The 10,863-nt window shown below is 69.2% G+C and carries 10 protein-coding genes; 5 read left to right on the forward strand and 5 right to left on the reverse strand.

Annotation, left to right across the window (positions count from 1 at the left end; genetic code table 11):
- Window positions 1-28: 28 nt before the first annotated feature.
- From QSK05_RS30515 to QSK05_RS30525, 3 genes are all read left to right on the forward strand, one after another.
- Window positions 29-973, forward strand: coding sequence for a lysophospholipid acyltransferase family protein (locus QSK05_RS30515; RefSeq protein ID WP_285600870.1), 945 nt, complete (start codon window positions 29-31; stop codon window positions 971-973).
- Window positions 974-1,140: 167 nt separating this feature from the next.
- Window positions 1,141-2,523, forward strand: coding sequence for a class II 3-deoxy-7-phosphoheptulonate synthase (locus tag QSK05_RS30520; protein ID WP_502879840.1), 1,383 nt, complete (start codon window positions 1,141-1,143; stop codon window positions 2,521-2,523).
- Window positions 2,524-2,525: 2 nt separating this feature from the next.
- Window positions 2,526-3,578, forward strand: coding sequence for a threonine aldolase family protein (locus QSK05_RS30525; RefSeq protein ID WP_285600845.1), 1,053 nt, complete (start codon window positions 2,526-2,528; stop codon window positions 3,576-3,578).
- Window positions 3,579-3,629: 51 nt separating this feature from the next.
- Here the strand turns inward: QSK05_RS30525 and QSK05_RS30530 are convergent, their stop codons facing one another.
- The 4 genes from QSK05_RS30530 to QSK05_RS30545 all read right to left on the reverse strand — a co-directional run bounded on the left by QSK05_RS30530 (window position 3,630) and on the right by QSK05_RS30545 (window position 8,015).
- Window positions 3,630-4,157, reverse strand: coding sequence for a GNAT family N-acetyltransferase (locus QSK05_RS30530; protein ID WP_285600846.1), 528 nt, complete (start codon window positions 4,155-4,157; stop codon window positions 3,630-3,632).
- Entirely contained in the window at window positions 4,157-6,319 is a 2,163-nt protein-coding gene (locus QSK05_RS30535) for a Stk1 family PASTA domain-containing Ser/Thr kinase (protein WP_352303160.1), read from the reverse strand. Before QSK05_RS30535 ends, QSK05_RS30530 begins: the two co-directional genes overlap by 1 nt.
- Window positions 6,320-6,417: 98 nt before the next feature.
- A complete protein-coding gene (locus QSK05_RS30540) occupies window positions 6,418-7,695 on the reverse strand; it encodes a LysM peptidoglycan-binding domain-containing protein (protein WP_285600847.1) in 1,278 nt (425 codons plus the stop codon).
- A gap of 158 nt (window positions 7,696-7,853) precedes the next feature.
- On the reverse strand, window positions 7,854-8,015 hold the full coding sequence (locus QSK05_RS30545; RefSeq protein ID WP_285600848.1) for a hypothetical protein: 162 nt from the start codon (window positions 8,013-8,015) through the stop codon (window positions 7,854-7,856).
- A gap of 291 nt (window positions 8,016-8,306) precedes the next feature.
- Here QSK05_RS30545 and QSK05_RS30550 point away from each other — a divergent pair, with 291 nt between their 5' ends.
- Both QSK05_RS30550 and QSK05_RS30555 read left to right on the forward strand, forming a co-directional pair.
- Complete coding sequence (locus QSK05_RS30550) at window positions 8,307-9,338, forward strand: hypothetical protein (protein ID WP_285600849.1); 1,032 nt, start codon at window positions 8,307-8,309, stop codon at window positions 9,336-9,338.
- Between the two features lie 140 nt (window positions 9,339-9,478).
- Window positions 9,479-9,865, forward strand: a complete 387-nt coding sequence (locus tag QSK05_RS30555) for an Rv2175c family DNA-binding protein (RefSeq protein WP_285600850.1) — start codon at window positions 9,479-9,481, stop codon at window positions 9,863-9,865.
- Here QSK05_RS30555 and QSK05_RS30560 read toward each other — a convergent pair whose 3' ends face one another.
- Window positions 9,866-10,849: a phytoene/squalene synthase family protein gene (locus tag QSK05_RS30560; protein ID WP_285600851.1), complete on the reverse strand. Its 984-nt coding sequence runs from the start codon at window positions 10,847-10,849 to the stop codon at window positions 9,866-9,868.
- Window positions 10,850-10,863 lie beyond the last annotated feature (14 nt).

Raw genomic sequence — 10,863 nt, forward strand, 5'->3', positions numbered from 1 at the left:
ACTCATCTTGGCGGTCCGGGGCGTGACAATGGATAGTGTGCGTCGGTCGGGTGAGGCGTCCCCGGCCGGCCGGGTCGCGGTGGCCCGGTGCGCACACGCGCACTGGCACGCGGTCAAGGAGGTGGCGATGCTCTACTGGCTGCTGCGGCGCGTTCTTCTCGGCCCTCTCATCCGGGTGCTGTACAAGCCGTGGGTCAAAGGCCTGGAGAACATCCCGAAGAAGGGCCCGGTCATCCTGGCCAGCAATCACCTGTCCTTCTCGGACCATTTCTTCCTGCCCCTGCACGTGAACCGGAAGATCACCTTCCTGGCCAAGGCCGAGTACTTCAACGGCCGGGGCGTCAAGGGACGGCTGACGGCCATGTTCTTCCGTGGTGTGGGCCAGATCCCGATCGAGCGCGCCGGGGGCCGGGCCTCCGAGGCCGCGCTGCGCACGGGGATGAAGGTGCTCGACAAGGGTGAGCTGCTGGGCATCTACCCGGAGGGCACCCGTTCGCCCGACGGCCGGCTGTACCGCGGCCGTACCGGTGTGGCCCGGATGGCCCTGGAGTCGGGGATCCCGGTCGTCCCGGTCGCGATGATCTCCACCTTCGAGGTGCAGCCCCCCGGCAAGCTCATCCCGCAGCTGCTGCCCAAGGGCACGGTCGGTGTGGTGATCGGCGAGCCGCTGGACTTCTCCCGCTACGAGGGCATGAGCACCGACCGCTTCGTCCTGCGCTCGGTGACCGACGAGATCATGTACCAGCTGATGGTCCTGTCCAACCAGGAGTACGTGGACATCTACGCGGCCACGATGAAAGAGCGCCTGGCCGCGGCCAGGCGCAGCGGTGCCGACGTGGGCCTGCCGTCCGGTCACGCCGAGCTGGCGGTGACCCCGGGCGGGCACGGCGCCCCGGCCGAGGAGACCTCCGAGGACGAGGCGAAGAAGGGCCGCAAGGCCAAGAAGGCGAAGAAGGACGACGACGCGGCCTGAGCGGCCACCGTCACACACCGGGCCCGCAACCGTCAGGGTGCGGGCCCGGCGTCGTTCCGGCCGGAGGATCTCCGGCCGGACGCCGTTCCCGGCGCGAAAAGTGATAATGCTGAAAGAGCTTGCGCCAGCCCCGTAGTCTTGTCGTCGTGAGCGCCCCACTGCATCCCATCACCAGTGCCGATCTCTACCCCACGAGCACTCCGGACACGGCTGCCGCTGCTCTTGAGGCCGGGCTCGACCTGTGGCGTGACCTCCCCGCCGCACAGCAGCCCGCCTGGCCCGACCCGGCCGAACTCGAGGCCGTGGCCACCGAGCTGGCCACCGTGCCGCCGCTGGTGTTCGCGGGGGAGTGTGACCTGCTGCGAGGCCAGCTGGCCGCCGCCGCGCGGGGCGAGGCATTTCTGCTCCAGGGCGGTGACTGCGCCGAGACCTTCGCCGAGGCCACAGCCGACCGCATCCGCAACAAGATCAAGACGATGCTGCAGATGGCCGTCGTCCTGACCTACGGCGCCAGCATGCCGGTGATCAAGCTCGGCCGGATGGCGGGGCAGTACTCCAAGCCGCGCAGCAGCACGATGGAGACGCGGCAGGGCGTGACCCTTCCCGCCTACCGCGGCGACGCCATCAACGGCTTCAGCTTCGACGAGGCGTCGCGCACGCCCGACCCCAAGCGGCTGCTGAAGGCGTACCACACCAGCAGTTCCACGCTGAACCTGATCCGCGCCTTCACCAAGGGCGGCTTCGCCGATCTGCGCCAGGTGCACGAGTGGAACCGCGGCTTCGTCAGCAGCCCGGCGAACGCCCGCTACGAGGCGATGGCCCGCGACATCGACCGCGCGATGAAGTTCATGATCGCGGCCGGCGGAGATTCCGACGCCCTGCGCACCGTTGACTTCTGGTCCAGCCACGAGGGTCTGCTGCTCGACTACGAGCGCGCCCTGACCCGCATCGACTCGCGCACGGGCTCGCCCTACAACGTGTCCGCGCACTTCGTCTGGATCGGCGAGCGCACCCGTCAGCTCGACGGCGCCCACGTCGACCTGATGTCACGCGTGCGCAACCCGATCGGCGTGAAGATCGGCCCGGCCACCACGCCCGACGACCTGATGCGCCTGGTCGACAAACTCGACCCCGACCGCGAGCCGGGCCGCCTGACCCTGGTCAGCCGGATGGGCGCGGGCAAGATCCGCAGCAACCTGCCGGCCCTGGCCGAGACCACGAAGAAGGAGGGCCTGCCGGCTCTCTGGATCTGTGACCCGATGCACGGCAACACCTTCGAGTCGGCGTCGGGCTACAAGACGCGCCGCTTCGACGACGTGATGGACGAGGTGCGCGGCTTCTTCGAGGTACACAACGCCGTCGGCACCATCCCCGGTGGCCTGCACGTCGAGCTCACCGGTGACGACGTCACCGAGTGCATGGGCGGCGCCGAGCACATCGACGACGCCGACCTGGCCATGCGCTACGAGACGCTGTGCGACCCGCGCCTGAACCACCAGCAGTCGCTGGAGATGGCGTTCCTGGTGGCCGAGATGCTGACGGGCCGCTGAGAATGACGCACCCCGTCGTCGACCTGCGCAGCGACACGCTGACCAGGCCGACCCCCGGCATGCTCGAGGCCATCGCCACCGCCGAGGTGGGCGACGACGTCTACGGGGAAGACCCGGAGGTCAACGCCCTCGAGGCCGAGGTGGCGCAGCTGCTCGGCCACGAGGCCGGGCTGTTCTGCCCGACCGGCTCGATGTCGAACATGCTCGGCGTGCGCGCCCTCGTACCCGCCGGGCAGGAGATCATCTGCGACTCGCTGGCCCACATCGTGCGGGCCGAACTCGGCGGCCACGCCGTGTTCGGTCAGGTCACCACGCGCACCTGGCAGTCCTTGCGGGGGCAGCTCGACGCGGACCAGGCGCTCGGTATGGCGGTGCCCGACGCCGGTCCGTATTTCGTCTCCACCGCCGCGATCGCCATTGAAGACACGCACAACTTCGGTGGCGGAACCGTGCAGTCCGTGGACGAGCTGCGCCGGCTGCGGGCCGGTGCGGCCGCTCTCGGTCTCGACGTGCACCTCGACGGGGCCCGCCTGTGGAACGCCCACGTGGCCACCGGCGTCCCCCTGTCGGAATACGGCTCGTTCGCCGACACGGTGTCGGTCTGCCTGTCGAAGGGCCTGGGCGCGCCGGTCGGCTCGGTGCTGGTGGCCAGTGCCGAGCGCATCGCCGAAGCCCGCATCTGGCGTAAGCGGATGGGCGGCGGCATGCGGCAGGTCGGTGTGCTCGCCGCGGCCGGCCGGTACGCGCTGAAGCACCACGTGGCCCGCCTCGCCGACGACCACGCCCGCGCGCGGACGATCGCGGAGGCCCTGGCCGGGGTCGACGACTCGATCATCGAACCGGAGCTGGTGCGCAGCAACATCGTCGCCTCCCAGTGGCCGTCGGCAGCTGCCGCGCAGGCGTTCATCGCCGGTTGCGCCGCGGAGGGCCTCCGGGTCAGCGCTGTCGGTGCCCGGGTGGTGCGCCTGGTCACCCATCTCGACATCGACGAGAGCGGTGCGGGCCGGGCCGCCGAGGCACTTCCGGCCATCGCGAAGCAGGCGCTCAACGTCTGAGTTGTCTTTGAGGACGAACGGCGCCGGTTCCCGAGGGAGCCGGCGCCGTTGTCAGAGGTCGCTGCGCAACCGGCTGTAAGACACCATGTCGTGCCACTCGCCGCGCCGGAACTGGGCGCCGCGCAGGATGCCCTCGCGGGTGAAGCCGGCCTTCTCCAGAGCTCTCTGCTCGGCAATGTTCTCCACGTCGGTACTGGCCTCGACCCGGTGCACCGGCATGTACCGGAACAGCCACTCGTAGGCCAGACGCTGGGCGATCGAGCCGATGCCCTTCCCCCGGGAACCGGGGGCGATGGCGATGCCGATGTTCAGGGCCTGGCTGCCCCGGTTGGGGCCGTAGCCCACCGGGTGCCAGCTGATCGAGCCGACCGGCATGCCGTCGTGACAGATCAGCAGGACACCCTCGTCCTCAGTGAGCATCCCGTCGGCGTACCAGCGGTCCTGATAGGTGTTCTGGCGCCGGGCCATCGGCAGGAAGTCGCCGAACTCGCTCTCGTGCTCCGGATCGGCGCGCCACTGCCCCAGCAGGGGCAGGTCCTCCACGCCCACGGCGCGGAGGACCACGTCCGACGCCGTCATTACCAGGTCTTCAGAATGACTTCGGAGCCCACGTTGGCCGGTCCTGTCACACTCTGCTCCCGCACGGTGTTGGAGAAACCGAAGCCCTCGTGCTTCACCTGGAACCCGAGGCCCTGGAGCGTGGCCTGGGCCTGGTTGATGTCCTGGCCCACCACGTTCGGAACCTCGACCTGGGCGGGCTGCTTGACCGTGTAGAGCTTCACCGTGCTGCCCTTGGCCACCTGCTGGCCGGTGGCCGCCGGTTCCTGCTGGGTCACGGTGCCGGGGTTCGGGCCGCCCTGCACGTAGTCCTGCTCGACCTGCTCGACCACGAGGCCCTTGCTCTCCAGCAGTGCCTTGGCCTGGTCGAAGTTCTGGTTCACCACGTTGTCGAGCGTCACCGGCTCGATGCCTTTGCTGATGACGAGCTTGACCTCGCGGCCCGGGGTGACCTTGTTGTCGGCGGTGGGTGCGCTGGCGATGACCTTGCCCTTGTCGACCTTGGCGTTGAACTTCTCCGTGGTCGTGCCGACCTTCAGGCCGGCGGCCTCGAGGGCCTCCTTGGCCTCGTCGAGGGTCTTGCCCTTCACGTTGGGCACGGTCGTCATCTCCGGGCCCTTGCTGACGATCAGGGTGACCGTGCCGTTCTTCTTGATGTTGTCGCCACCGGCCGGGGTCGAGGAGATCACCATGCCGTTGGTGACGTCGCTGCTGAACTGCTCACTCACCTCGGGGGTGAGGCCCTGCACGGCCACGACCCGCTGAGCATCGGCCTGGAGCAGACCGGCCACGGCCGGTACCCGGACGTAGGAGCCCGGGCCGCCGGAGAACCACCAGACCCCGGTGAGCACCAGGGCCAGGACGACCAGCACACCGACGGCGGCGGTGATCGCCGTGCGGCGGCGGTCGCCGCCGAAGTCACCGGGAGGTGCCTCCTCGTCCTCGTGCACGCGCAGCCGCGGCAGCATCGGCTCCCGCGTCATGCCCCGCTCCTGACGCCGCGACAGGGCGCGGGTCGGCTGCGGGCCCTGGGCAGGCGCCGGCGCCGCACCGGGCACCGGCTGGTAGAGCGCGGTGGCCTGGTCGTCGGCACCGGGCCGCACCGACAGCTCACTGCTGTTCGGGGAGATCACGCGCGTGGGACCGGACGAGCCGAACTCCGGGTGTTCCGAGCGCGAGTAGATGGCGGTCTGGTTGGCGGCAGCCGCCCCGGACATTCCCGACATCCCCGACATTGCGGAGCCGAACTCCTGCGTCACGTCATCGAGGTCGGTCGTCGGGCCGCGCAGCTCGTCGGCGTCGGCGGCGCGCACGTCGAGCAGCTCGGCGGGCACCGAGGCCCGGGCCATGCGTAGCTCGGTGAGCGCGGCGTCGGCCGTGGGCGGCCGCACGTCCGGATTGGTGTCGGTGAGCTTCAGCACCAGCGGGTCGAAGGCGTCCGTCAGGTTGGGCGCGATCGAGGTGGGGGTGGGCACCCGCTCGTAGACGTGGCGGTAGGCCACCTGCAACGGATCTTCGCCGGTGAACGGCTGACGGCCGGTGAGTAGCTCGAACAGGATGATGCCGGCGGCGTAGACGTCGGCCCGGGCGTCGGCGTGACCATGGGCCACCAGCTCGGGGGACAGGTACGCGACGGTGCCGAGCAGCTCGTCGGTCGCCGCGGTGGCGATCGGCGCGGTGACGGCGGCGGCCAGGCCGAAGTCGGCGACCTTGATGCGCCCGTCGTCCGTGAGGATGACGTTCTCCGGCTTCACGTCGCGGTGCACGATGCCCGCCCGGTGGGCGGCGCCGAGCGCGGCGAGTACCGGTTCGAGCACGGAGACGCTCTCGCGGGGCGTGAGCGCGCCACGTGCCGACAGCACGTCGCGCAGCGTGCGCCCGGGCAGGTACTCCATCGCGAGATAGAGCACGCCGGAGGTCTCGTCGGTGCCCTGGTCGAACACGCCGACGACGTTCGGGTGGGAGAGCCTGGCGGCCGATCGGGCCTCACGCACGAACCGGGAGACGAACTCGGGGTCGTCAGCCAGGTTTTCGTGCATGACCTTGAGGGCGACCTCCCGGTCCAGCCTCCGGTCCACCGCGAGGTAGACCGTAGCCATGCCACCGCGCGCGATCCGTGACCGGACCAGGTACCGCCCGTCGACCAGCCGGCCGACCAGTGGATCCTGGAGTGTCATGTCCACGTTCGGCAGTCTAAGGCCGTCCGGGTTCGGCTCTGCCACATCCCGGGTGTCCCGGTGGTCGCATCGTTATCTGTGAGCACGAGGTTCATCGGCCGTGATCAGCGAAAACGCAGTTTGAGAGTGCGGACGGTGGCCACGTAACGGCGGGTGTCAGGAAAAGTGCCGTGACGCCGCACCGAGGCCAGCCCCTGGTAGTAGCCGGCCAGCGTGGTCTGCTCGTCCGCGTGGCGTCCCAGGGCCAGCAGCAGCACCATCCCGGCGGTGATGTTGTCTCGGGTGTCGAGCAGGTCCAGAGGACGTCCCAGCAGCTCACCGGCCCAGGCGCCGGTCGACGGCAGCAGCTGCATGGCCCCGATCGCGTTGGCGGGGGAGACCAGCCGCTGGTCGAATCCCGACTCCATCGAGGCCACCGCGAGGGCCAGGGCGGGATCCACCCCGAAGTGCACGGCCGCGGCCCGCACCATGCCCTTCACCGTGGCCCGGTCGGGCACGTCCGCCTGCTTCAGCGCCTCACGGTTGGTCGAGGCCGCCTTCGTCACAGCGGCCGGATAGGAACGGTGGGGAAGATCACCTGACGGGATCACCTCACCGCGCCGGGTACGGCGCCGCCGGGCGGCCATCTGCCGGGTCGTGTCGGCGGACGGCCGTCTTCGCTGAGGATCAGCGCCGACCGGGATCTCCTGGGTGCCCGGTCCGGTCGCAAGGGCCGGCAGCCGGATCAGCTGCCCGGTCTTCAGCGCCGCGCCGGGGCGCATGTCGTTGGCCGCCAGGACCGCCGGTCCCGAACACCCCGCGACCCGCGCCACGCTCTCCAGATCGTCACCGGGCTTCACCCGGTAGGCGAGGGACGGCAGACCCGATGAGTCCGCGGGGAGCTGGCCGGTCGCCCCGGCCCGCCGCCGGGCCCGGCCCGCGTCATCGGGATCGGCGCTCACCAGGGCGTCGACCAGGATGCGCAGGCTGACCGTGCGCAGGGTGGCCGCCGGATGCGGCGGTGCGTCGAGCGTGGACGTCGTGGCCAGTCGCGGGATCGAGTCGGGGGTGGTGCCGGGTCGGCTGAGCAGGACCAGCGGCGCCGGGGGAGGAAGCACCACGGTGGCGGCCGGGGCCAGACCGACGAGCACTGTGAGCCGGGTGCGCTGCAGCAGCATCTGCACGCCGGGGCCGGGCCGGTGCACCCGGTGCCGAGCCGGAGGTACCGGCGGTACCGATGGCGGTTGGGAGACCTGTAGGTGTGCCGCGGCGACGACCACTCCAGGGGTGTCGGTCTCCGCGAAGGTGTCGGGCACACTGTCGGACAAGGGTTTCGGGCCGACCCCGCGCCGTCGGCGCGGAGCTGTGGGATCCCCGAGAAGAGCTGCGGTCGGATCGTTCATGAGCCTTGGCATCCTCTCGGTCAGGTTCGTGTCCCTCGGTCAGTACGGTCACTCCAAGGTCATTGTGCAACAGAGCGTAGTGGAATAGCGACGACCTGTGACATGGGCATGTCTTGTGCCGTCATCCGGGGCCTGGACCTTTTCTCGGGTCCATCGGATCAAGGGGAGCATCGCTCCCGGCTTTCCTGCGGGGCGGTCGGGAGGGTCGGCAGTTGCTCGATGAAGGAGGACCGGCCGTACTCGATGTCCACCGGCCATCCCTCGGCTCCTGATCCACCCATGCGGAACGTGCCGGTCTCGTGCAGCGAGAAGCGGTTCATGGCGATGGGCCCGTCGATCAGTTCTTCCGGTTCGTACGACAGGACAACGGCTTTGGATTAACCATCGACCGCCACTGGCGCCGCCGCCGGCGCAGGCTGCGCATGAAGATCGTGCCCGGCGGAACGGGGCCAGGGGGGCGCTCTCATCGTCGTTGGCTGCGGTACCGGAGGTGGGCCGGTCTAACGTGGCCGGGGTCACTCTTGGGCGTTTGTCCCCTTTTAACCTTTAAATGCCTACGGTGATCTCGCCCTGCAAGCGCGTTCTGCATCTATGGAAAAGTAGGGATCATCATGCGTTTCAAGCCCTTTTCGGCTGGGCTGGCTGTTGCTGTCGCTACGGTGGTCCTGGTCGCCGCCCCGGTAGCTTCCGCTCATGCCGCGCCGTCGTGCACGTGGGGCGTCACCAGCTTCGATCTTCCGGCCGGTCTCAGCACCTTTGACGTCAGTGCGGCCGATGGAGACTACATCGCGGGCATGGCCCAGGATCCGGACGGGAACATGTACCCCGTGCTCTGGCGTGGCGGATCCGCGACGGTTCTCGAAACTAGTGGTGGTTCGGGCGGTTACATCTCTGTCGTCAATGCCGATGGGATGGCCGCCGGAGGGATCCTGGGGAGAGGACCGGTTCTCTGGTCCGAGAGGGCAGCCATCGACCTGGCCACGCCGGCAGGGGCGGTAGGCGTTGTGGTTCGGGGCATCACCGATGCCGGCCAGATCATCGGCAACGCGGTGTTCTCCGAGGAGGAGATGTGGTCACACGGCATTGTCTGGTCGGTCGATTCCCCCGGGGAGTATCGAGACCTGGGCGCGGGGTCCGGCTCACTGGAGCTGATGGACGTGGACGATGACGGCACCATGGTCGCGGTCACCAGCAATCACGAGGCCAGCCACCCGAACCGCACCACGACGGCGTTGAAGGGGACTGCGACGAATGGCTTCTCGCCGCTTCCGAGGCGCGAGGAGACTACCGGTAGCTCGGTCGGTCAGGTCGCCGGTGAGTACGCACTGGGAAGCGTCAGTGTGCCCCGGGAGGACGGGACGGAGGAGTCGTCCCGGATCTTGTGGCACAACGACACCTTCACCACACTGCCGTCGGACTTCGATGCCACGTCGGTGAACAAGGACGGTGCGGTTTCCGGCTTCCTGGACGGCGAGGGAGGGGTGTGGAGGGCCGGCTCGTTCAGTGCCTTGCCGACCTACCGGCCGGGCATCATCGTCCTGCCTCTCATCATCAAGGACGACGGCGTGGTCGTCGGCACCGCCATCTCTGACCCGGCTGCCGAAGGGGGCAGGCATGTCCCGGTTCTGTGGACCTGTTCCTGATCAGACGGTCGAACCGGCCTGACCGGTACGCCGGGAGGGGGCCGATTCCGATCCGTTCGGAGTCTGGTCCCTTCGTGCCGTCGACACCGAGGGCCGGGTGGTTTCTGGTTTTGCCGGTGGGACGTGGCACCCTAAGTCGCGTGTCAGACACACCCCACGAAAACGAAGACGTCCTCAGCCAGGGCCCCGACGGCGAGCGGGTCTGGCTCAACCTGCCCGACGTGGCCGAGCTGATCGGTACCGATGTCGGCAAGGTTCGCCGCATGCTGCAGGAACGCGTGCTCATCGGCCTGCGCCGGGGCGAGCGCAAGATCATGAGCGTGCCGGCGGAACTGCTGAAAGACGGAGCGCCGCTGCCCGATCTGCAGGGCACGCTGGTCGTGCTCAACGACTCGGGTTTCTCCGACGAAGAAGCGCTGCGCTGGTTGTTCACCGAGGACGACTACCCCGGTACGCCGGTCGATGCCCTGCGCACCGGCCACCGCAAGACCGAGGTGCGGCGCCGGGCGCAGGCCCTCGCGTTCTGATCAGCGGGAAGCTCCCGCCGGGTCCTCCTCCTTGGAGTCTTTCGAGGAGGAGGACGACGGCAGTACGACCTGCCGGTTCGCCTTCCGGGCCCGGGATGCCCGGCGGGCCGCCGGCAGTGCCACGGCGAGCCGGCGCGTCAGCGGCACCGAGGCCCTCCGGCTGAGCACCTGGTAGTCGATCTTCTCCACGGCGTCGAGGATCTCGCCGTACAGGATGAACGCGGTACGCACGCAGTCCTGCGAGGTCGGGTGCAGCATCTCGATGCCCGGCTCGGCGAACGCGTACAGCCGGCGGGTGCGCTCGATCTCGAACTTCAGCAGCTCACGGATCATCGGGGTGACCTCGCCGCCCTGCAGGGCCTCGCGGGTCACGCCGAAACTGTCGAGATCTTCCTGCGGCAGGTACACCCGACCGCGCTGCAGGTCTTCACCCACGTCGCGGATGAAGTTCGACATCTGGAAGGCCTCGCCCAGGGCCCGGGCCCGCGCCGAGGCCTCCGGGGTCTGCGGCTCGAGGATCGGCAGCATCTGCAGGCCGATCACCGCCGCCGACCCGTACATGTACTGCTCCAGGTCGGCGTACGTCTGGTAGCCGGTGATCGTGGCGTCCATCTGCATGGACTCCAGGAACGCCTCGATGTGCACCCGGGGTACCTGCCAGCGCCGCACCGTGTGCAGCATGGCCACGGTCGCCGGGTCTTCCGGCACCGCACCGCCCGACAGTGCCTCGAGGAACTCGTTGCCCCACGTCTCCAGGGCGGCCGGGTTCGGCGCGACCAGCGAGTCGACGAACTCGTCGGCGGACCGGGCGAACGCGTACTGCGCCCAGACGTACGGGCGCTTCTCCGGCGGCAGCAGCATCGTCGCCAGGTAGTACGTCTTGCCGTGCTCGGCGTTGACCCGGCGGCAGTGCTCATAAGCGGCCCGCAGCTTCAGATCGCCGATCCGGGCCGCGTCCAGGGCCTTGTCACTCACCCGCGGCATGTCGCCTCCTGCCT

It is taken from the genome of Kineosporia sp. NBRC 101731, from assembly GCF_030269305.1.
GTDB lineage: Bacteria > Actinomycetota > Actinomycetes > Actinomycetales > Kineosporiaceae > Kineosporia.